Below are 20,430 nucleotides of genomic sequence, written 5' to 3' on the forward strand. Positions count from 1 at the left end.
CGATCTGCTCCTCCAACAATGTACCCGCGACCTTCCGCCACGAGGGAACCAGGAGCGGCTGCCAACTGTTTCTGCAGACACAATGAACTCGGCTTCCGTCCGGGTTCGTCGCCCGGCTGTTGAGGGAGTTTGAATGATTGAGAAGCTTTTCACCAGGATCGCCAACAACGTCGCCCATTTTGCCGGCCTGCCGCCGACGTTTGCCGTCTGTTTCCTGATCATCGTCGTCTGGGCGGCAAGCGGGCCGATGTTCGGCTTTTCGGACACCTGGCAGCTCGTCATCAACACCGGCACGACGGTCGTCACCTTCCTGATGGTGTTTCTCATCCAGAACACCCAGAACCGCGATGGCGCCGCGATCCAGGCGAAGCTCGACGAATTGATCCGGGTCAGCACAGCCCAGAACACCTTCATCGGTATCGAACACCTGACTGAGACCGAAGTCGAAGAGATCCGCAAGAAATGCGAACAGGCAGCGAAGCGGCATGATCAGAAGCTTGCCGAGTTGGCAGCCGAGAAAGCCATGGCGAAGAAGCGGAACACGAAGAAGCATGCGGCGGCGTGATATAAAGGTCTGGCGCATACCTGCGAAGATCGGATCCGATTCTTTGCTACGGTGATCTTCGGTTCGGGATCATGCGCTGCGTGTCATGAATGCCGCGAAAGCATCCTTGTAGTCCGGATGCCAGCGCGACAGAGCAGGACGGTTCTCGATGATGTCGCCAATCGCCCAGGCCATGCGCTTTTCGTCCATGGACCGGGTCGCCTCGTTATCGGGACACAGGATGTAGAAATCGCCACGCAGTAGCGAGGCCAGCATGAAGTCGATGACCTGCTCGCCGGTCCAGGCGCCGGCCGGCTTTTCGGTCGCACCTTCGGTCAGGCCGGTAAAAGTGAACCCGGGGATAAGCAGATGCGCCGCGACACTGGCGCCCGGCTCGTTGCGCAGCGCGTGTGCAAGGCCCTCGGTATAGGTCTTCACGCCCGCCTTGGAAACGTTGTAGGCGAGGTTGCCGGGCGGTGTGGTGATGCCTTGCTTGGAGCCGGTGTTGACGATCAGGCCCGGCTTTCCCGCCGCCAGCATGCGCGGCGCAAAGGCCTCGACGCCATGGACGACGCCCCAGAAATTGATATCCAGCAGCCGTTTCCAGGCGTCGCGGTTCTCCCACGGCTTGCCGGGATTGTTGCCGACGCCGGCATTGTTCATCAGCAGCGATACGTCGCCGAAGGCGCCGAATGTGCTTTCGGCCAGCCGGTCGAGTTCGTCGGCCTTCGAGACATCGGCGGCGACGGCAAGTACGGCGCTGTCGCCGGCGATGGCGGCGACGGCGTGTCGGGCCTCATCGAGGCGTGCGCCGCCAATATCGACCAACACGATCCTCATGCCCATCGCCGCCAGCCGTTTGGCGGCGGCAAGGCCGATGCCGCTGGCCGCGCCGGTGATGACGGCGACATTGCCGGAGGCAAGTGCGGGCAGGGCGGTCTGGATCTCGGCGTCGGTGGTCATGATTTTCTCCTGTTCTGGCCGCGGCGAACTTAGCGCGGAAAGAGGCTCGCGCAAGCCGATGCCGGCATCTTCGGGTTGACCGCGTCGGCGGGCGCTGCGCATGCTGATGTCGAAAAAGGAGACTGACGATTGACCGACTGGATCGAGATCCTGAAAGAACAGACCGCAACCGGCGACCAGATGAGCCGCGAGGTGCCGCAGATGCTTGCCAATCCCGACATCAGCGAAGCGCAAGTGAAAACGCTGTTTTCGGTGCTCGAAAAACAGGCGGAGTTCGTCGAAAAGCTGCGTATGGCGCTTGAGAAATTCGGCCATGATTTTTCAGTGATCAAGGCGGCCGAGCGGCTGGAGGAGCGCTACGCCGACCTTGCCGCTTCGGTAGCGGAAAAGCTGAAAGCAATGCGAGGCTAGACGGGGCCTATTTCTCGATCAGCCGCTCGAAGCGCCTGTCCGGCACGAACCAGATCATCGCCACCAGGACATAGATCGAGACACCGATCCAGTGATTGACGAAGGTCAGCGCGATGGCGGAAAGATAGAGGACCAGCGAGATCTTTCCCTTGAGGTCATTGCCCAACGCCCTGGCGAAGAGAGTCTCGTTGCCGTGCAGTCGATGCAGGGCCATGGTGAGGATGTTGAAGCCGATGGCGCAGAGCGCCAGGTCGACGCCATAGACGGCAACCGGCACCGGCGCGAAATGGTTCTCACCCATGAAGGCTGTCGTCGCCGGCATCAGCGATAGCCAGAACAGCAGGTTGAGGTTCGCCCACAGCACGCGGCCGTCGACCCGCTGCACGGTATGGAACATGTTGTGCAAATTGTTCCAGTAGATGCCGACATTGATGAAGGACAGCACATAGCTGAGGAAGATCGGCCAGAGTGGTGCCAGCGCGGAAAAATCCTCGCCATGCGGCACCTTCAATTCCAGCACCATGATGGTGATGATGATGGCGACCACGCCATCGGTGAATGCCTCGACTCGTCCCTTGCCCATGAATCTCCCCTGACAATCCTCTGACGTTAGAAGAGGATATCACTCGGCGCTATCGGCAAAAGCTGCCCAAGTTGTCAGGAGCAAGCCAAGTTGTCAGGAGCAAGAAGGGGGAGGGGAACGGCTGACGCGAAAACGGCGTTAGAGTGTCAGGTCCCGAATATCACGCTATCAAAGGTCGAAAAATGACCGCTCACGCTCAAGTCATAACGCGCGATTACGAACTCGGCGGCCGCGCTGCAGCGGCCGCCGTGGCCGCCATGATTGCGGCTCTTTTCGCCGGCAGCACGGCGCTGACGCCGCTTTACATCATCTACAAGCAGCTCTTCGGCTTCTCGCAGATCACTTTGACGCTGGTCTACGCCGTCTATGTCATCGGCAATCTGGCGGCGCTGCTGATGTTGGGGCGTGTGTCCGATGTCATCGGGCGCCGTCCAATGGCATTGGCCGGGATAGCGGTGGCCGTCGTCAGCGCGGTGGTTTTCCTGTTCGCCGAAAATGTCGCCTGGCTCGACATCGCCCGAATTCTGAGCGGACTGGGAATCGGCGTCGGCGCGGGCACCGGCACCGCCTGGCTCGCCGAATTGCTCCCGACCGACGACAAGTCACAGGCGGCGACGATTGCCACCAGCACCAATTTTCTCGGCCTCGGCCTCGGTGCGCTGGGGGCCGGGTTGCTCGCCGAATACGCGCCCTGGCCGCTCAGGCTGACATTCGTCGTCTACCTGGCGATGCTCGCGACTGTAACCCTGCTGGTCTGGCGCACGCGGGAAACCGTTTCGCGGCCAGGGAAACTGGCTGACGTTTCGATGCGACCGCGGCTTTCCGTGCCCGATGACATCCGCGCAAGTTTCGTTGCGCCGGCGGTGACCGGCTTTGGCGCAATGGCGCTGGTCGGCTTTTATGCAGCACTCGCACCGAGCATTTTGGCGCAGCAACTGCAGGTAACCAACCATGCCGAAGCCGGCGCTCTGTTCTTTGAATTGGCAATCGTGACGGCCGCCACCATTGTAGCGACAGCACGTCTTTCGAGCCGAGCCGCGATGTTCGCGGCGCTCGCGCTGATGATCCCAACCGTCGCGCTGATTGTTGCGGCGCAGGTCTTCGCCTCGATGGCCATAATGATTGCCGGGACCGCCTTGTGCGGCGTGGCGGCAGCGCTCGGCTATCGCGGCGGCTTGCAAGTGGTGAACGAGATCGCGCCGGCGGACCGGCGCGCCGAAGTCGTCTCGGCCTTCTTCATCTGCTGTTTTTGCGGCAACGCGCTGCCGGTCATCGGCATCGGCGTTCTGTCGACGGTGGCAGGTGCGACCGTGGCAAGCCTGGCCTTTGCCGGCATGATTGTCGTCTTTTCCCTGGTCGCTCTCGGGTTTGGCGCGAAATACGCGCGCTGAGCCGACCTTTCAGCCGTTCGGTGTCTCGGGCGAAAGATGCGCGCGCTGGCGCGGTACGCCGAGGCCGGTATCCGGCGGTTCGCCGGCAGCCGGCCGGCTCTCGATCATGTGCAGGCTGCGCCAGCGGCCGAAGCGATAATAGGCCGCGGCCAGCACGAGCGAGGTTATAGAGCCAGCCGGAAAGCTCCACCACAGAGCTTCCTCGCCGATCACGCTTCGGAAGAAATAGGCGAAGCTGGTGCGCACCAGCAGCACCGAGATCACCAGGATGATCAGCGGCGGCATCACCGCGCCGGTGGCACGCACGGTGGCGAAGAGCACGATGGTGATGCCGAACAGGATGAAGGACCACGATGCGATCTTGTTGATGTGAGTGGCGATCTCGATTGCTGCACTGTCGCTGCCAAGGAAGAGGCTGAGCACCGCGCGATCGAATACGAACAGCAGCGCGACGAGCATGCCGGTGAGCACAAGGTTGAAGCCGACGCCGGAGGTGGCGATGCGTCCAATCCGGTCCCAGCGCCTGGCGCCGACATTTTGCGCCGCCATGGACGACACCGCGGCGCCGATGGCGAGCGCCGGCATTTGGATATAGGTCCAGAGCTGTGCGGCTATGCCGTAGGCAGCTGCAACCTGCGAGCCGTACGAGTTGACCATGCCCATCACCGTCAGCGCCGCAGCCGAAACGACGATCATCTGCAGGCCCATCGGCACGCCCTTGAAGACGACAATGCGCAGCAGCGCCGGGTCCGGCCGCAGCAGAGCGAGATTAGCGCCGGCCAGCCGCAGCGGGTGCTTGCGCGCATAAAGCACGATCAGGATGGCAACCACGCTTACCGTCTGGCCGATCAGCGTCGAGGTGGCCGAGCCGGCGATGCCGAGTTCGGGGACGGGCCGATGCCGAGGATGAGCAACGGGTTCAAAACGACGTCGAGCACGACGGCCAGCGCCATGAACAGGAAAGGCGTGCGCGAATCGCCGGCGCCGCGCAGCACCGTCATGACGAAGGACAGCAGGTTCATCATCGGCACGGCGAGGAAGATGATGCGCAGATAGGAGCGCGCCAGCGGCAACGCATCGGCCGGCGTGCCGAGCGCATCGAGGATCGCATCGACCCAGATCCAGCCGCAGACCGCGAACACCACCGAGACGAGGAAGAAGAAGGTGGCGCTGGTGCCGACGATGCGCCGGGCTTCGGGCAGATCGCGGGCGCCGACGGATTGCGCGACCAGGATGGTCGCCGCCATGCCGATGCCGAAGACGGTGCCGAGGATGAGAAACAGCACAAGGTTGGCATTGGACGTGGCGGTCAGCGCCGCTTCACCGAGGAAACGGCCGACCCACACGGCATTTATCGAGCCGTTGAGCGACTGCAGCACATTGGAGCCGAGCACCGGCAGGGCAAACAGTAGAAGGGTGCGCGGGATAGGCCCACTGGTGAGGTCGCCGGTCCGCCGGCGCGGGGGCATGTTGTCGTCCATGGCAGGCAACTCGGCGAAGGCTTGTCTGAGTCCGCAATGATTGCCGATTTAACGGGAGAGGTCGATGCGGCGCTGTAAATTCCGCCTGGCGTGCCTTGATCTAAGCATTTCTCAAACCTTTCGGAATCGTATATTGATCCCGCACGCGTGGGGCCGCATTTTCCTGGATCTCATCGGTAAGCCGGGGGGCTCATGTCCGATATTCCGTTGTTTTTTGAGCGCCTGAACCGGCGCGCCTTTCTTGGTGCATCCGCTCTGGGCGCGGCCTCCGTGGCTCTTTCGTCGTGCACCACGACGGACGTGGCGGCGCCGCCGGTGCCCGCGGCACCAAGCGATCCGGCTCTCGGCGATGCCGCAAGCATGTATGCCGCGCGCATCGACGAGGGCTATCAACTGCCGGCAATTCCGGTAGCCAAGGTCGATCCGAAATTCGTGCGTCAAATCGTGGCCGACCCGACTGGAGAAAAACCCGGCACGATCGTCGTCGATACTTCCGAGCACTTCCTCTATCTGGTGCGCGACGGCGGCAAGGCAATTCGCTATGGCGTCAGCCTCGGCAAGGCCGGTTTCGGATGGACCGGCAGCGCCGTGGTTCAGGCGAGAAAGAAGTGGCCGGTCTGGACGCCGCCGCCGGAAATGATCCAACGCCGGCCGGAACTGGCGAAATACAAGGACGGCATGCCGCCCGGCCCGCAGAGCCCGCTTGGTGCCCGCGCGCTGTATCTCTTCCGTGACGGCAAGGACACGATGTACAGGCTGCACGGCACGCCGGAGTGGGATTCCATCGGGAAGAACGCTTCCTCCGGCTGTGTGCGCTTCATGAATCAGGACATTATCGACCTCTACAGCCGCGTCGATGGCGTCGTGCCGGTCTTCGTGCGCCCGAACCTGTCGGCCGCCGGGAAGATCGCCGCCGTGTCAAACAGGACGGCCGAGCCGATCGATGCAGGCGTGCCAAGGGACGCGGAGATGTTGAGGTAAGTGCCTTCGACTGGATCGTCAGTCGCAGGTTTTGCGATGCTTAGGACACCGTCTTTTCGCGGGCGAGCCGCAACTGAAGGGGCACGACCGTTCAATCGCGCCAGCTCAGGCGGACGCGTTCGGCGCCTCCGCCTGTATGGCTGCCGCTACTTCCCGGTGAGGCCTGGGAGCGTGACCTGATAGACCAGGAACATGGTGTCGACATCGGCGCCATCCTCGGCCTTGTAGGCCGCGCCGACCTGGAAGCCGTCCTGCGTGAGGAAGTCATTGTCATTGGCGACGAACAGGAAATAGTCGTCGGGCAGCTTTGGATCGAGGACGCTCACCACCGACATCGCCTCCCATTTCTCCGAAAGGTTGTTGCGGTCGTTGGGCGCGCCATTGTGCAACCCGAAGCGGCCGAGCTCGCTCTTGTCGTTGATGTCGATGAACGGCGTCAGCTTGGCCGGCGTCACCGATGGATCGAGCTCACCCTTGGGCGCCAGCGGCTTGTCCTTGTCGAACTCTGTGCCGGCGATGTCGGTTGCCGCCGACACATCGACGACGCTGATCTCGCGATGGAGCGAGGTGTCGCCCTTCAGCCCCTGGCCGTTGCCGCTGTCGCGCGCCAGCATCAGGAAGGTCTTGTCCGACAGCGCCACGATTTCACTCTGCGCGGCGATCTTGGTTTTGCCCTTGGCATCGGTGAACACCGGCAGCGGCACGACATATTCATGCGCGAGCTTGAGCTGGCCGGGATCCGAGGCATCGTAGACCAGCACGCGCGTGTTCTGGCGCGTCGAGGCGGAATCGCCGCCATCCTGCCTTGGGGCCGACTGCAGCACGGCAATCAGGAACTTCCCGTCCGGCGTCAGCGCCATGCCTTCGAGGCCCTGGTTGTTCTGACGGCCGGTTTCGGGATCCTTCGGATCTGGGTCTGCCGCGCCAGGTCCCGGATTGTTGGAAGCAAAGTTTGGCGTCCCGTGACGCATCGGGACAAGCGCCGCCGGCGGCTGCGTTGCCGACATCAGACGCCCATCGGCGGAGAAGCGGTAGATGTTCGGACCGTATTCGTCCGAGATGAACATCGTGCCGTCGGGCAGCCGTGCGATCGCTTCGTTATCGAGCGCGAGCTTGCCGTTGGCTTCGGGCAGGATCGGCATGTCGTCGGTCGCGGCACGCACGCCGTTGAGCGGATCGAGCCCGGTTGCGTCGGCGCCCTTGTCGTCGGTCAAAAGCATGGTGTCGGCAAGCGTCGCCCTGAGGCCCGACTGTTCCTGGCCGGCGGCTGGCACTGCACCCGGCGTGATCGGAGCGAACTCGATGGCAATCGTGTTGAGGCGCGGCCGGTAGTCGGTAGTACCGACGACATTGTAGCCGCGATCCGGCAACAGCCACAACGAGCCCTTGTAGCCGTCGGCGCCATGCGTCCAGCCGGCAGCATCGATCGACATGCCTGAGCCGGAGCCAAACGTCTCGCCGAACTTGTCCTTCTGGCTGGCCGGGATGCGGCCGACGCCGACCAGGCCCTTGTTGACGAAGCTGACGCCGCCGACGGTCGCGGAGTTTTCTGCCAGGGCCGGAGTCAAGGCGGTGAACATCGCCAGCGCGACAGCGAGGGACGCGGTTCGGTGCAGGTTTTTCATGGATATCCTCTTTGAGACAAAGCTGCCGGGGCCCGAAAAAGCGCCGCGTCGCATCGAGGATGCCGCGAAAGCCTTCGGAGAAGCGATCTAGGACGCGAACATGATACTTGCGTGACAGTGCCGCGCTTGCTTTGACCCTTGTGGTCGCAACTGGCCTGGACATGCGAATCCGTCGCCGCCGAGAGTGCAATTAACAACTTTACAAATTATCGTTCTTATGTGAAGTTATGACGATGAAAGGCCACCGATGACAGTCTGTCGTTTCGCCACCCGCCTCAATTCCTTTGCCTCGCGGCCACAGGCCGAGTGGCCCGATCTTGTCGGCAAACCGTCCATGCTGCAAATGGCGGCACGTGCGGCGAAGGTTGCGGAGTTGACCGATCTCGACCTCAACTTTCCCGACCATGTCGATGAAAAGCCTGCGGAAATGGCGCGCAAACTCGGCGATCTCGGGCTTTCCATCAATGGTTTCGCCATGCGCTACTACTCCAACCCGGCCTTCAAGCTCGGCGCCTTCACCAATCCGGATCCGGCCGTTCGCCGCGAGGCCATCGACATGACCAAGGCCGGGATCGACGCCGCGCGCGAGGCTGGCGCCAGCCTGATGACGCTGTGGCTCGGGCAGGATGGCTTCGATTATGCTTTCCAGGCCGATTATGCGACGCTCTGGCAACACGAAATCGATGGAATTCGTGAAGTTGCGGCGCATGACCCCGATTGCCAGATCAGCCTTGAATACAAACCCAACGAGCCGCGCTCCTACAGCCTGATGCCCGATGCGGCGACGACGTTGCTGGCGATCCGCGAGATCGGCCTGCCCAATCTCGGCGTGACGCTCGATTTCGCCCATGTGCTCTACGCCGACGAGCAGCCGGCTTTCGCCGCTGCGCTCGTGGCACGGCACAGCAAGCTGCTCGGCGTGCACCTCAACGATGGCTATGCCAAGCGCGACGACGGCTTGATGGTCGGGGCCGTGCATACGCTGCAGACGATCGAGCTGCTCAGGCAGATCCGTCGAGACGGCTATGCCGGCGCCATCTACTTCGACACGTTCCCCGACATGACCGGGCTCGACCCGGTCCACGAATGCGAAGTCAACATCGCGACTGTCAAGCGCATGCTGCGCGTCGTCGATCGGCTGGAAAAGGACAATCGCCTGTCCACTGCCGTCGACCGTCAGGACGCGGTCGCCTCGCAGGCCATCATCCAGGAAGCCATGCTCGGGCCGGACAGCTGAAGCTCCGGCGCCATCACCGTTTTCAACCAGGGAGGAAAGACCATGAAATTTCTACTTGCCACCGCTGCCGCTGCCCTGATGGCGCTGTCAATCGGCTCGGCTTTTTCCGCGGACCTCGCGCCGCTCAATTCCGACACCGAGAAGGATCGCATCGACTGGTCGCAGCTCGAGGCCAGGTTCGGTGCGTTCCCCAAGCTGCCCGAGGGCACCAAGGCGGGTGCGGTCTCCAAGACGCTGACCAATGAATACTGGCGCTCGCTGGGAGAGGGCTACAAGTCGTTCGGCGACCGCATCGGCGTGCCCGTCGTCTACCAGGCAGCGCAGAGCGAGGGCGACCAGCTCGGCCAGCTCACCATCGCCGAAGGCCTGGTCACACAGGGCTACAACGTGCTGCTCGTCTCGCCGCAGACCGACTCCAACCTGCAGCCGATCATGGACCAGGCCAAGGCGGCCAACGTGCCGGTGGTCAACGTCAATGATGCTGTTATTCCGCAGGCCGAGCATTATGTCGGTAATGTCCAGCGCGACAATGGCGTGCGCGTCGCCAAATGGTTCATCAAGAACCGGCCGGACGGCGGCAAGGTCGCCATCGTCGAGGGCCAGGCCGGCGTCTACGCCGCCGTCCAGCGTACCGACGGTTTCAAGACCACGATCACCGAGGCCGGCAAGTTCGACGTCATCGCCAGCGTCCCCGGTAACCGGCGCCGGCGAAATCCATGGACTGCTCGGTGAAAACGGCGCCGGCAAATCGACGCTGCTGCGCATCCTGTCGGGGGTCTACAGGCCGACGGCGGGAAGCGTGCTGATCGACGGCAAGCCGGTGACGCTGAACAATCCGGTCGCCGCACGCGCCGCGGGCGTGGCGATGATCCATCAGGAATTACAGCAGGTGCCACGCCTCAGCGTCGCCCAGACCATGTTCCTCGGCCATCCGCTGACGCGCGGCGGCGTCTTCGTCGCACGGCGCGAGCAGGAACGCCGCGCTGCGCAAGCCCTGGCCGCCATCGATACGACCATCGACCCGGCAGCCCCGCTTGGCTCGCTGAAGGTGGCGCAGCGGCAAATCGTCGAGATTGCCCGGGCGCTGCTCGACCGCGCCAGGATCGTGGCGATGGACGAGCCGACGTCGAGCCTCACGCCGAGCGAGTTCGAACGACTGGCGGAAGTCATTGCAGGTCTGGCACGCGACGGTGTCGCCGTCGTTTATGTCTCGCACAAGCTGGACGAGGTGTTCGGTATCTGCGAGCGCGCCACTGTCATGCGCGACGGCGTTGTGGTCGAAACCGTCGATCTCGCGCAGGTGTCGGAAAAGGCCGTCGTTTCGATGATGGTCGGCCGCGAGCTCGCCCAGGAACAACACCGCTCGCATGCTTCCCCCGAGATCAGGCTGAGCGTGCGTGGCCTCGCCTCGGTAACCAAGGTCCGTGACGTTTCGTTCGACCTGCATCGCGGCGAGGTGTTGGGCATTGCCGGCCTGGTCGGGTCCGGCCGCACCGAACTGCTGCGGCTGCTGGCCGGCGCCGACCGGGCCTCATCAGGCGCAATGGAGATCGACGGCAAGGCGGTAAAACTTTCCAGTCCGCGCGACGCGATCGCGGCCGGCATCGGCCTGGTGCCGGAGGAGCGCAAGCGCGAAGGCATCGTGCCGTTGCGGTCGATCTCCAGCAACATGGCGCTGGCCTCGATGGGCGTGTTCGCGCCGCGCGTCCTCATCGACCATCGCCGGCTGAAGCGCGTGACAGCCGAGAAGATGAAACGCGTCAATCTCAGGCCGTTCCTGCTCGACCGGCCGATCCGCCTGTTCAGCGGCGGCAACCAGCAGAAAGCGATCATCGGCCGCTGGCTGGCGGCGGGAACGCGGATCCTTCTATTCGACGAGCCGACGCGCGGCATCGATGTCGGCGCCAAGGCGGAGATCTACCACCTGATCGAGGAACTCGCCGCCGAAGGCCATTCGGTAATCGTCGTGTCGTCCGAACTCCCCGAGGTGATCCGGCTCGCCGACCGCGTGCTGGTCATGCGCGACGGCACGGTCGCCGCCGAACTGGGCCGCGCAAGTCTCAGCGAACAAGCGATCGCCGCGCACGCCATACCCCAAACGGAGATTGAGGCCGGCAAGACGCAAGGCCATCGGGCCGGTGCATAACGGACAGGACCAGCGGATGACCGATATAACCCAACACACAGCAGCGCGCCCAAGGGCAGATTTCCTGCACCGGTTTTCCGTGCGCGACGCCGGCACGCTGATCGGACTGGTGGTGATCCTCGCCGTCTTCGGGGCGCTGGTCCCGGGCTTCTTTGCCGAGCGCAATCTGATCAACATCCTGCAGCAATCGAGCATCAATGCCTGCCTGGCGTTGGGCATGACGCTGGTCATCATCTCGGGCGGCATCGACCTGTCCGTCGGGCCGACGGCAGCCCTTTCGGCGGTCATCTCGGCCTCGATGCTGGTTGCCGGTGTGCCGTTTCCGCTGGCCATCGCCGCCGGCTTCGCCATCGGCCTTGCCTGCGGACTGCTCAACGGCGTGCTGGTCGCCTATGTCGGGCTGCAGCCCTTCATCGTCACGCTGGGAACGCTCAGCACCTACCGGGCGCTGGCGCTGATCTATACCGGCGGCAATCCGGTGCTCGGCCTGCCTGCCGGTTTCCGTGCCATCTTCAACGGCTCGCTGTTCGGATTGCCGTTGGCGGTCATCATCGTGGCCGTGGTCGCGCTGATTGCCTGGATCATCCTCAAGAAGACGCCGTTTGGCGAATATCTGCTCGCCGTCGGCGGCAATGAGGAGGCGGCCTACATAGCCGGCGTGCCGATCGCCCGCACCAAGATCGCCGCCTATATGATCTCGGGCCTGCTGGCAGCGCTTGCAGCGCAGATCCTGATCGGCCGGCTGGGTGCGGCCGAACCCATTCTGGGCAATCTCTGGGAGCTCGACGCCATAGCGGCGGCGGCGATCGGCGGCGCCTCGCTGATGGGCGGCAAGGGCAGCGTCGTCGGCACCATCCTGGGTGCCGTCATCCTTGGCAGCATGCGCAACGGCCTGACGCTGATGAACGTGCAGTCCTTCTATCAGCTCCTGGCAACTGGCCTTATAATCCTCGCCGCGATGCTTATCGATCGCGTGACGAGGGGACGTGGATGACCTTGACCGGGCTGGACCTGAAAGCAGTAGGACCGCGCATCCGCATGATGATGCCGCATCTGACGCCGCTCGAGGCGAAGGTGGTTGAAACCGTCTTCGGACGGCGCGGCTTCGACGAGACCATACCGCTCAAGCAGATCGCCGAGGAGGCCGGTGTCTCGGAGGCGATGGTGGTCAAGATCGCCAAGAAGCTGGGTTTTTCCGGCTATCGCGACTTTCGCACGGCGGTCTATGAATACAGCCGCCTGCCGACCGCCGAGATGCATCAGGAACTGTCGGTGGACGACAGTTCGGCGGAAATCGTGCAGAAGGTGTTCCGCACCTCTATCCAGGCGCTGGAGGAGACGCTCGCCATCCTCGACATGGACGATTTCGACCGTGCCGCCGATCTGCTTTACCGCGCCAGGAATCGCGATTTCTACGGCGTCGGCGGCTCGGCGCAGATCGCGCGCGACGTCTCGCACAAATTCCTGCGCATCGGCATCCGCACCTCCGTTTACGACGATTCGCACATGATGCTGATGTCGGCCTCGCTGCTCGGCGCCGACGACATCGCCGTCGGCTTTTCGCATTCCGGCAACACGAGCGCCGTCATCGACGCCATCCAACTTGCGCGCAAAAGCGGCGCGCGCACGCTGGCCATCACCAACTATGACAACTCGCCATTGGCAGCCGTCGCCGACATCGTGCTTTGCTCGACCGCCCAAGGCTCGCCGTTGATGGGTGAGAACGCAGCGGCGCGCATTGCCCAGCTCAACATCCTCGACGCGCTGTTCGTCGCGGTCGCGCAACGCGACTACCAGGCGGCGGAGCGCAATCTCGGCCGCACCATGTCTGCGGTGACGTCGAAACGGAAAGATAAGGGCACATGACGGCTCCTCCGCCGCTAGTGACAGTATTCGGCAGCCTGCATTACGATGTCATGGTCGAAGCCCCCGATCGCCCACGCAAGGGCGAAACGGTCACCGGCCATGCCTGGCATCCGAAATGCGGCGGCAAGGGCGGCAACCAGGCGGTATCGGCAGCGCGGGCCGGCGTGCGTGCGGCGATGATCGGAGCTGTCGGCGACGATGATTTCGGCCGCGCGCTTCTCGACAATCTCGGTCGCAACGGCGTCGACCAGCGCTTCGTGGGAGTGGCTTCGGGCGCCGGCTCGGGCATGAGCGTGGCGATTTTCGACGACAGCGGCGACTATGGCGCGGTGATCGTCTCGGGCAGCAATCTCACTCTCGGCGAAAAGGACATTGCGGAGGCGACCGAGCTGATGGCGCAAACGGCGGTTCTGCTGCTGCAGAACGAGGTGCCGGAAGCCGCCAATATCGCCGCGGCGCGAGCGGTGAAGGCGTATGGCGGCCGCGTCGTTCTCAATGCGGCGCCGGCGCGAAAGCTGACAGCCGAACTGATCGCGCTGACCGACATCGTCATCGTCAACGCCATCGAGGCGGAGTTCCTGGCCGGCGTTTCGGTCGTCGACACGCTCGAGGGTGCTGCGAAGGCGGCCGGCATGCTCGTCGGTTTCTATCCGGCTGCAATCGTCACGGCCGGCGGCGAGGGCGTTGCCTATTGCGACCGCGACGGCCAGGCATTCGCCTTGCCGGCGATGCCGGTGGAGGTGGTCAGCACCCACGGTGCCGGTGATGAATTCGTCGGCGCCTTTGCGGCGTGGCTTGCGCGTGGAGAGCCCGTCGAGGCGGCACTTGCCGCCGCCAATGCCGCCGCTGCCTCGCTGGTCGCAACGCCGGAGCGCGAGCGCGGGGGTCTTGATCAATCTGAGCCTGCTCAGTGACCGCCGCGATTCAATCGCTGTCGCGCGCGATCAGTTCCAGCGGCCAGACTTCACGGATGATGCGTGCGCCTTCGGCGCCGGCGTAAGCCGGGATCGATGCCAGCAGCATTTCGGCCAACCGCTCGCCCATCGGCTTAAGCGCCGGGCGGAAGCCGGTCAGCGCCGGGGAAAAATAGCGGCAGAGCGGGGTGTCGACGATGACGATCACCGCGATGTCGTGGCCGGGCTTGATGCCCGCCTCGGCCAAAGCCTTGCAGCCGCCAAGCGCCATCGCGTCGTTGTTGAAGATGATGGCGGTCGGCGGGTCCTTGGAGCGCATGACCTTCGGCGTCACCGCGTAGCCGCCGGCCTCGTTGATGAAGCCGTCGGCGATCAACTCGGGGTCGAATTCGATGCCGTGCCGCCGCAACGCCTTGCGATAGCCGGCGAGGAACAGATAGCCGAAATTGAGGTCGAGCGACGGGCGGATGGCGGCGATGCGGCGGTGACCGCGCGCGACGAGACGATCGACCGCGTCAGCCCCGGCTTTTTCGAAATCGAGGTCGAGCGAGGGATAGGAATCGCCGCCGGAGCGGCTGCGGCCGAGCGTTGCGAACGGGAAACCGGCCTGGGTCAGATAGTCGATGCGCTCGTCCTCGCGCCGCGTCCAGGCCAGCACCACCGCATCGGCCCGCCGCGTCTCGACGACACGGCGCAGGCGCTCCTGCTGATAGTCGCCCGGCGCGCCCATCACTACGATCAGGTCGAGGCCGCTTTCGGCGAGCTTGGCCTGCAACCCGGTCAGGAACGGAATGAAGAACGGCTCGCCATATTCCTGGTCGCCCGGATGCGGCTGCAGCATGAAGGCGATCGAATGGGTAGCGCCGCGCCGCAGGCTGCGGCCGGACTGGTTCGGTGAATAGTTCAGCTTCTTGGCCGCATCGAGCACGCGCTGACGCGTGTCGGCATTGACGTCGGCGCGGCCGTTGAGCGCGCGCGACACCGTGCCGATGGAAATATTCAGGTGACGTGCAAGGTCGTGAATACTGGACGCCAAAGGACAGTTCTCCCCCTTGCTTGGCTAGCACCGGCCGCTCTTCAGGCCAAGCCGGCATCACGTTTTTCGCTATCGGCCAATTGACATTCTACGCCATCGGGTGTGTTCTCGTAAACGTTTACGGAAGAACGTTTGCGGCCCTGCCGTGAACGCCGTGACGATCGGTCTGGAGGGGCCGAGAGGGAGGAGTGCTGGATGATCAATGTCGTCCTGGTCGGCTGCGGCGCGATGAGCAAAGCCTGGCTCGATGCGGCCAAGCAGATCGACGGGCTCGCCATTGTCGGCCTGGTCGATATCGACGCCGAAAGGGCGCGGGCAAGGGCGCGCGAATACGAGCTTTCCGGCGCCGTCATCGGAACCGAGCTCGACGCCGTGCTCGACCAGACCAGGCCCGACGCGGTATTCGACGTCGTGGTTCCCGCCGCCCGCCGCGAGGTCGCGCTTTCCGCCTTTGCCCACCATTGCCATCTCTTGACCGAAAAGCCGCTGGCCGACAGCCCGGACAATGCGCGTGCCATTGTCGAGGCGGCCCGCAGCGCCGGCCGCATCCATGCCGTCGTGCAGAACCGCCGCTATGTCGCCAATGTCAGGCGCATCCGGCGCTTTCTCGATTCCGGCGCCATTGGTGCGCCAACCAGCATCCACGCCGATTTCTTCGTTGCGCCGCATTTCGGCGGTTTTCGCGAAGAGATGCGCCATGTGCTGCTGCTCGATATGGCGATCCACACATTCGATGCGGCCCGCTACATGGTCGCCGGCGAGCCGGCCGGCGTCTATTGCCAGGAGTGGGAGCCGGCCAACTCCTGGTATCGGCAAGGGTCGTCGGCAACCGCAAGCTTCGACCTCGGCGGCGGCAAGCTGTTCACCTATGCCGGCAGCTGGTGCGCGGCCGGCTTCCGTACCAGCTGGGACAGTACATGGCGGATCGTCGCCGAGCGCGGCAGCATTGTCTGGGACGGCGCGGACGGGTTGAAGGCGGAAGTCGTGCGGCCGGTCCGTGAAGGCCTGTTCGACCGCACCGAACCGATAGCCGTGCCGCCGCTCGACCCGGCAGATCGCGTCGGCGGCCATCTCGGCATCATCCAGGATTTCGTCCGCGCCGTCGAGACCGGCACCGAGCCGGAGACGCGCGGCGCCGACAACATCAAGAGCCTGGCCATGGTTTTCGCTGCGATCGAGAGCGCCGAAACCGGGCGCCGGGTCGCCATCGCCGCACAGGAAGGATCATGATGCCAAACCCGCTGCTCGATATCAGGATCGGCACAATGGTGCGGGCCAATCTCGACGACCCCGCCGCCTATGTCAGGCAGATTCTGCCGCTCGGCTTCGAGAGCATCCAGCCGTTCTTCTGGCAGACGCTGGGCGGCAAGGACATTCCACGGCTGGCGGGCGAGATCCGCGAGGCGATCGGCGACGCCGATGTCGTCGTCTCGTCGATCGGCGTGTTCGGCAACCCGCTGGAGAGCGGCGAAGTCGATCGCGGCGTCCTGCAGGCGTGGGAAACGATCATCGACAACGCGCATCTGTTCGGCACCAACGTGGTCAGCGGCTTTACCGGCCGCATTCGCGGCAAGCCGCTGCCCGACAGCCTGCCGCGTTTCCGCGAGGTCTGGGGACCCTTGGCCAGGCGCGCCGCCGACAAGGGCGTGCGCATCGCCTTCGAGAACTGCGCCATGGACGGCAACTGGGCCAGCGGCGACTGGAACATCGCCCACAATCCGGACGCCTGGGAGCTGATGTTCAACGAATTGCCGGATGACAATCTCGGCCTGGAGTGGGAGCCCTGCCACCAGCTGGTCTATCTGATCGATCCGATCCCGCAGATCCGCAAATGGGCGCCGCGTATCTTCCACGTCCACGGCAAGGACGCGACGGTGCGCTGGGACGTGATCCGCGAACATGGCGTGTTCGGCCGCCTGCCGTTCGTTCAGATGCGCACCCCTGGCTTCGGCGATAGCGACTGGACGCGGGTGATCAGCGAGCTGCGGCTGGCCGGCTACAAGGGCGCCATCGACATCGAGGGCTGGCACGACCCGGTCTACCGCGGCGATCTCGAGATCACCGGCCAGGCGCGTGCGCTGGACTATCTCCAACAATGCCGGGGAGGCGCGAGCTATCTGCCGAACCCGGTGTGAGGCTAATGCATGTCGCGCAAAAGTGCCCAGCGGTTTTGCGATAACGACATGCATAAAAACAGGACAAGCCGGCGGGAGGTGCCGGCCAGCGAAAGATTGCGGCGCAATGCCGAAGCGATCGTCAAAACCCCTCGGCTAGCGAGGGAACAAAGGGAGGATAAGTGCATGAGCATTACGATGAGAAGGACAGTTCTGCGCTCGACCGTCGCGGCGGCCGCGATGGCGCTCGCCGCCGCACTCTCGACCTTGCCGGCGCAGGCGCTCGATGCCCAGTGGTGCAAGGATGTCCATATCCGTTTCTTCGTCGGCGGCGCCGAGGGCGATGCCTTCGGCACGATCGTCTATAATGGTGCCAAGCAGGCGGCGGCCGATCTCGGGCCGAAGGTCGACTACATCTTTTCCCAGTGGGATGTCGAGAAGATGGTGCAGCAATTGCGCGAGGCTGTCGCGGTCAAGCCCCAAGGCATCGCCATGATGGGCCACCCCGGCGACGCCGCGATCATGCCGCTGGCCGAACAGGCGCACAAGGACGGCATCAAGATGATGTACCAGAACGTGCCGGTGCCGACGGTCACGGCGGCGTTCGGCGGCGGCTATGTCGGCGCCCAGCAGGAGCAGCAGGGCCGCGCGCTCGGCGCCGAGGCGGTCAAGCTGGCCGGGCTCAAGGCCGGCGACAAGGCAATCATGATCGGCCCGTTCGAAAACGAGAGCCGCGGCGCGCGCGAGCGCGGCACTGTCGCTGCCCTCAAGGAAGCGGGCGTCGAGGTCATACAGCTCTCCTCGCCGCCAAGCGGCGAATGGGCTTCCGACCCCAATCTGGCCCTTCCGGTGATCACCGCGGCACTGCTCAACAATCCCGACGTCAAGGCGGTTGGCTATCCCGGCGGACAGATGCTGGGCAACGTCCCGACTTACATGCAGGCGGCGGGCAGGAAGCCGGGCGATATCTTCAACTTCGGCTTCGACACCAGCCCGCAGATCGTCGAGGGCTTCAAGGGCGGCTGGGTGCAACTGACGGCCGACCAGCAGCCGTTCCTGCAAGGCTATCTGCCGATCCTCAGCCTCTGCCAGCAGGTGGTGCTCGGCCTTGCGCCGATGAATGTCGATACCGGCGCCGGTTTCGTCACGCCACAGAATTACGAGATCGTCGCCGAGCTCGCCAAACAGGCGCTGCGCTGACCTCCCAAGCCGCCGGCCGGGATCGGGCCCGGCCGGCGGGACCGCCGGCGAAAAGGCCGGCACGCGACAATCAAGCGAGGATCGCCATGGCCGAACGCATCATCGAACTGCGCGACATCACCAAGTCCTACGGCCAGGTCTATGCGCTGGGCGGGGTCAATCTCAGCGTCGATCGCGGCGAGGTGGTCGGCCTGATCGGCGACAATGGCGCCGGCAAGTCGACGCTGATCAAGATCCTGTCCGGCGTGGTCAAACCGACCAGCGGCGAGATTCTCGTCCGCGGCAAGCCGGTGACCGGATGGAGCCCTGCGCGCTCGCGCGACGCCGGCATCGAGACCGTGTTCCAGGACCGGGCGCTCGCCGTGCAGCAGACGATCGTGCGCAACATCTTCATGGGCCGCGAGCTCACCGGCTGGCTTGGCTGGCTGAAGGTCAACAAGGAGATCGCGGAGGCGAGCCGGCTGATGCGCGAGATCGGCTTCACCTCGAAAGTGTTCACGCCACAGTCGATCGTCGGCCAGCTCTCGGGCGGCGAACGCCAGGGCGTGGCGATCGCCCGCGCCATCTATAAGAAGGCGGAGCTGATAGTCCTCGACGAACCGACGACCGCGCTATCGCTGACCGAGACCGCCAAGGTCTTCCACTTCGTGCGCCAGGTGCGGGCGAGCGGGCGCTCGATCCTGTTCATCGGCCACAACATCCACCACGTCTTCGATATCGCCGATCGCTTCGTGGTGCTGGACCGCGGCAAGGTCGCGCTCACCGCCGACCGCAGCGAGGTCAAATCGGCCGAGGACCTGATCAATTTCATGGAAGACGTCGCCCACCCCAGCGGATTGCCGGGGTTGCACGACGCGGGCGATGCGGGGAGGGCGGCACGATGAGCAAGACCATGGAACCCGATCTGCAGAGCCCCCTCGGCGGCACGCATGGCGAAACCGCCGGGAAAGAGTGGAGACACCCGTCCGACAACTGGCTGCGCGGGTTCATCCTCGACAACCGCGCCGCGCTCGGCACGCTTGCCGTGTTCATCGTCATGATGGCGGTGTTCATGATCGCCAACCCGATCGTGTTCACCACCTGGTATCTCTACAGCTCCGTACTCACCACGCTGCCGGTGGCGCTGTTCGTGGTGGTGCCGCTGGTCTTCGTCGTCACCTGCGGCGAGATCGACCTGTCGTTTCCGGCGACAATGGGCTTTGCCTCCTGGGTGTTTGCGCTGGTCGTGCAGGCCGGCTACGACCCGTTCCTCGGCATTGCCGCCGCAATGGTCACCGGCATGCTGCTCGGCTTCCTGGTCGGCTCACTGGTCGTCTATGGCGGGCTGTCGTCGCTGATCGCCACGCTCGGCATGAATTTCCTGCTGCGCGGCCTGATCCAGATCATCAACGAGGGCAGGTCGACGGCGCTGACCGGCCTTGCCGACAGCTGGGCCTACAAGATCTTCTCCAGCCAGCTCTACGGCATCCCGGTGCAGATCTTCTGGGCCATCGCCTTCGTCGTGCTGTCGGCGCTGCTTTACAACCGCCATCGCTTCGGCGCGCAGGTCAAGGTGGTCGGCGACAATCCCGACAGCGCCCAGCAGATGGGTATCGACGTCAAGCGCGTCAGGGTAAAAGTGTTCGTCTTCGTCGGCATCGGCGCGGCAATCGCCGGCACGTTCTCGGTGATGATCAACTTCACCTGGTGGCCGACGGCGGGCGACGGATACCTGTTGCCGGTGCTGGCATCGGTGTTCGTCGGCGGCACTCCGACCTGGGGCGGCATCGGCACTGTTGTCGGCGGCGCGATCGGCGCGGTCACGGTCTCTTTCATCCAGACCGGCGTCGTCGCGGCAGGCCTGAGCGGCTTCTACGTCCAGTTCTTCAACGGGCTGATCATCATCCTGTCGCTGCTCGGCCATAAGTGGAACCAGGCGCGGTATCGGTGACCGGCGAC

General features: G+C 64.2%; 19 protein-coding genes and 2 pseudogenes. 15 read left to right on the forward strand and 6 right to left on the reverse strand.

The window, feature by feature from the left end; all coding sequences use genetic code 11:
- Positions 1-133 precede the first annotated feature (133 nt).
- Positions 134-565 carry a low affinity iron permease family protein gene (locus NKI47_RS09620; protein ID WP_031211766.1) on the forward strand — a complete coding sequence of 144 codons (432 nt, stop codon included), beginning with the start codon at positions 134-136 and terminating at the stop codon, positions 563-565.
- A gap of 69 nt (positions 566-634) precedes the next feature.
- Here the strand turns inward: NKI47_RS09620 and NKI47_RS09625 are convergent, their stop codons facing one another.
- The gene (locus NKI47_RS09625; RefSeq protein WP_352589497.1) at positions 635-1,507 is read right to left on the reverse strand and encodes an SDR family NAD(P)-dependent oxidoreductase; all 873 of its coding nucleotides are present in this window, start codon (positions 1,505-1,507) and stop codon (positions 635-637) included.
- 129 nt (positions 1,508-1,636) lie between these two features.
- Here NKI47_RS09625 and NKI47_RS09630 point away from each other — a divergent pair, with 129 nt between their 5' ends.
- Positions 1,637-1,918, forward strand: coding sequence for a hypothetical protein (locus NKI47_RS09630; RefSeq protein WP_352589500.1), 282 nt, complete (start codon positions 1,637-1,639; stop codon positions 1,916-1,918).
- A 7-nt stretch (positions 1,919-1,925) separates the two neighbouring features.
- On the opposite strand, the gene NKI47_RS09635 is transcribed toward NKI47_RS09630, so the two are convergent.
- Positions 1,926-2,501 carry a TMEM175 family protein gene (locus NKI47_RS09635; RefSeq protein WP_023676740.1) on the reverse strand — a complete coding sequence of 192 codons (576 nt, stop codon included), beginning with the start codon at positions 2,499-2,501 and terminating at the stop codon, positions 1,926-1,928.
- Between the two features lie 182 nt (positions 2,502-2,683).
- Here NKI47_RS09635 and NKI47_RS09640 point away from each other — a divergent pair, with 182 nt between their 5' ends.
- Positions 2,684-3,892, forward strand: coding sequence for an MFS transporter (locus NKI47_RS09640; RefSeq protein ID WP_352589503.1), 1,209 nt, complete (start codon positions 2,684-2,686; stop codon positions 3,890-3,892).
- Positions 3,893-3,901: 9 nt separating this feature from the next.
- Here NKI47_RS09640 and NKI47_RS09645 read toward each other — a convergent pair whose 3' ends face one another.
- Both NKI47_RS09645 and NKI47_RS09650 read right to left on the reverse strand, forming a co-directional pair.
- Positions 3,902-4,723: an MATE family efflux transporter gene (locus tag NKI47_RS09645; RefSeq protein WP_352589506.1), complete on the reverse strand. Its 822-nt coding sequence runs from the start codon at positions 4,721-4,723 to the stop codon at positions 3,902-3,904.
- 17 nt (positions 4,724-4,740) lie between these two features.
- On the reverse strand, positions 4,741-5,373 hold the full coding sequence (locus NKI47_RS09650; RefSeq protein ID WP_352589509.1) for an MATE family efflux transporter: 633 nt from the start codon (positions 5,371-5,373) through the stop codon (positions 4,741-4,743).
- Positions 5,374-5,565: 192 nt separating this feature from the next.
- On the opposite strand from NKI47_RS09650, the gene NKI47_RS09655 reads away from it, so the two are divergent.
- A complete protein-coding gene (locus NKI47_RS09655; RefSeq protein ID WP_023676737.1) occupies positions 5,566-6,354 on the forward strand; it encodes a L,D-transpeptidase in 789 nt (262 codons plus the stop codon).
- A gap of 146 nt (positions 6,355-6,500) precedes the next feature.
- Here NKI47_RS09655 and NKI47_RS09660 read toward each other — a convergent pair whose 3' ends face one another.
- The gene (locus NKI47_RS09660; protein ID WP_023676736.1) at positions 6,501-7,979 is read right to left on the reverse strand and encodes an esterase-like activity of phytase family protein; all 1,479 of its coding nucleotides are present in this window, start codon (positions 7,977-7,979) and stop codon (positions 6,501-6,503) included.
- 247 nt (positions 7,980-8,226) lie between these two features.
- On the opposite strand from NKI47_RS09660, the gene NKI47_RS09665 reads away from it, so the two are divergent.
- From NKI47_RS09665 to NKI47_RS09690, 6 genes and pseudogenes are all read left to right on the forward strand, one after another.
- Entirely contained in the window at positions 8,227-9,216 is a 990-nt protein-coding gene (locus NKI47_RS09665) for a TIM barrel protein (RefSeq protein WP_352589512.1), read from the forward strand.
- Positions 9,217-9,258: 42 nt separating this feature from the next.
- Positions 9,259-9,942: pseudogene (locus NKI47_RS09670) on the forward strand (substrate-binding domain-containing protein); the annotation flags it as partial.
- Positions 9,911-11,362 (forward strand): annotated as a pseudogene (locus tag NKI47_RS09675) (sugar ABC transporter ATP-binding protein); the annotation flags it as partial. The pseudogenes NKI47_RS09670 and NKI47_RS09675, both read left to right, overlap by 32 nt.
- Before the next feature lie 16 nt (positions 11,363-11,378).
- Positions 11,379-12,356: an ABC transporter permease gene (locus NKI47_RS09680; protein WP_352456543.1), complete on the forward strand. Its 978-nt coding sequence runs from the start codon at positions 11,379-11,381 to the stop codon at positions 12,354-12,356.
- A complete protein-coding gene (locus tag NKI47_RS09685; protein ID WP_023676730.1) occupies positions 12,353-13,228 on the forward strand; it encodes a MurR/RpiR family transcriptional regulator in 876 nt (291 codons plus the stop codon). The genes NKI47_RS09680 and NKI47_RS09685 overlap by 4 nt, the downstream gene beginning before the upstream one ends.
- On the forward strand, positions 13,225-14,142 hold the full coding sequence (locus NKI47_RS09690; RefSeq protein WP_352589515.1) for a ribokinase: 918 nt from the start codon (positions 13,225-13,227) through the stop codon (positions 14,140-14,142). The genes NKI47_RS09685 and NKI47_RS09690 overlap by 4 nt, the downstream gene beginning before the upstream one ends.
- Before the next feature lie 10 nt (positions 14,143-14,152).
- Here NKI47_RS09690 and NKI47_RS09695 read toward each other — a convergent pair whose 3' ends face one another.
- Positions 14,153-15,178 (reverse strand): LacI family DNA-binding transcriptional regulator, encoded by a 1,026-nt coding sequence (locus NKI47_RS09695; RefSeq protein WP_352589518.1) that lies wholly within the window; start codon positions 15,176-15,178, stop codon positions 14,153-14,155.
- 195 nt (positions 15,179-15,373) lie between these two features.
- Here NKI47_RS09695 and NKI47_RS09700 point away from each other — a divergent pair, with 195 nt between their 5' ends.
- From NKI47_RS09700 to NKI47_RS09720, 5 genes are all read left to right on the forward strand, one after another.
- Positions 15,374-16,408: a Gfo/Idh/MocA family protein gene (locus NKI47_RS09700; protein ID WP_352589521.1), complete on the forward strand. Its 1,035-nt coding sequence runs from the start codon at positions 15,374-15,376 to the stop codon at positions 16,406-16,408.
- Positions 16,405-17,313: a sugar phosphate isomerase/epimerase family protein gene (locus NKI47_RS09705; protein WP_352589524.1), complete on the forward strand. Its 909-nt coding sequence runs from the start codon at positions 16,405-16,407 to the stop codon at positions 17,311-17,313. Before NKI47_RS09700 ends, NKI47_RS09705 begins: the two co-directional genes overlap by 4 nt.
- Positions 17,314-17,478: 165 nt before the next feature.
- Positions 17,479-18,492: a substrate-binding domain-containing protein gene (locus NKI47_RS09710; protein WP_023676725.1), complete on the forward strand. Its 1,014-nt coding sequence runs from the start codon at positions 17,479-17,481 to the stop codon at positions 18,490-18,492.
- 86 nt (positions 18,493-18,578) lie between these two features.
- Positions 18,579-19,376, forward strand: a complete 798-nt coding sequence (locus NKI47_RS09715) for an ATP-binding cassette domain-containing protein (RefSeq protein WP_352505623.1) — start codon at positions 18,579-18,581, stop codon at positions 19,374-19,376.
- Positions 19,373-20,422, forward strand: a complete 1,050-nt coding sequence (locus NKI47_RS09720) for an ABC transporter permease (protein WP_352589528.1) — start codon at positions 19,373-19,375, stop codon at positions 20,420-20,422. Before NKI47_RS09715 ends, NKI47_RS09720 begins: the two co-directional genes overlap by 4 nt.
- Positions 20,423-20,430: the final 8 nt, after the last annotated feature.

The organism is Mesorhizobium sp. M0633, from assembly GCF_040320645.1.
Lineage (GTDB): Bacteria > Pseudomonadota > Alphaproteobacteria > Rhizobiales > Rhizobiaceae > Mesorhizobium.

Excerpts from the sequence above, each read along its gene's own strand:
- NKI47_RS09620 (WP_031211766.1), top strand. The coding sequence starts at position 134 with ATGATTGAGAAGCTTTTCACCAGGATCGCCAACAACGTCGCCCATTTT.
- NKI47_RS09625 (WP_352589497.1), bottom strand. The coding sequence starts at position 1,507 with ATGACCACCGACGCCGAGATCCAGACCGCCCTGCCCGCACTTGCCTCC.
- NKI47_RS09635 (WP_023676740.1), bottom strand. The coding sequence starts at position 2,501 with ATGGGCAAGGGACGAGTCGAGGCATTCACCGATGGCGTGGTCGCCATC.
- NKI47_RS09640 (WP_352589503.1), top strand. The coding sequence starts at position 2,684 with ATGACCGCTCACGCTCAAGTCATAACGCGCGATTACGAACTCGGCGGC.
- NKI47_RS09650 (WP_352589509.1), bottom strand. The coding sequence starts at position 5,373 with ATGGACGACAACATGCCCCCGCGCCGGCGGACCGGCGACCTCACCAGT.
- NKI47_RS09655 (WP_023676737.1), top strand. The coding sequence starts at position 5,566 with ATGTCCGATATTCCGTTGTTTTTTGAGCGCCTGAACCGGCGCGCCTTT.
- NKI47_RS09660 (WP_023676736.1), bottom strand. The coding sequence starts at position 7,979 with ATGAAAAACCTGCACCGAACCGCGTCCCTCGCTGTCGCGCTGGCGATG.
- NKI47_RS09665 (WP_352589512.1), top strand. The coding sequence starts at position 8,227 with ATGACAGTCTGTCGTTTCGCCACCCGCCTCAATTCCTTTGCCTCGCGG.
- NKI47_RS09680 (WP_352456543.1), top strand. The coding sequence starts at position 11,379 with ATGACCGATATAACCCAACACACAGCAGCGCGCCCAAGGGCAGATTTC.
- NKI47_RS09685 (WP_023676730.1), top strand. The coding sequence starts at position 12,353 with ATGACCTTGACCGGGCTGGACCTGAAAGCAGTAGGACCGCGCATCCGC.
- NKI47_RS09690 (WP_352589515.1), top strand. The coding sequence starts at position 13,225 with ATGACGGCTCCTCCGCCGCTAGTGACAGTATTCGGCAGCCTGCATTAC.
- NKI47_RS09700 (WP_352589521.1), top strand. The coding sequence starts at position 15,374 with ATGATCAATGTCGTCCTGGTCGGCTGCGGCGCGATGAGCAAAGCCTGG.
- NKI47_RS09705 (WP_352589524.1), top strand. The coding sequence starts at position 16,405 with ATGATGCCAAACCCGCTGCTCGATATCAGGATCGGCACAATGGTGCGG.
- NKI47_RS09710 (WP_023676725.1), top strand. The coding sequence starts at position 17,479 with ATGAGCATTACGATGAGAAGGACAGTTCTGCGCTCGACCGTCGCGGCG.
- NKI47_RS09715 (WP_352505623.1), top strand. The coding sequence starts at position 18,579 with ATGGCCGAACGCATCATCGAACTGCGCGACATCACCAAGTCCTACGGC.
- NKI47_RS09720 (WP_352589528.1), top strand. The coding sequence starts at position 19,373 with ATGAGCAAGACCATGGAACCCGATCTGCAGAGCCCCCTCGGCGGCACG.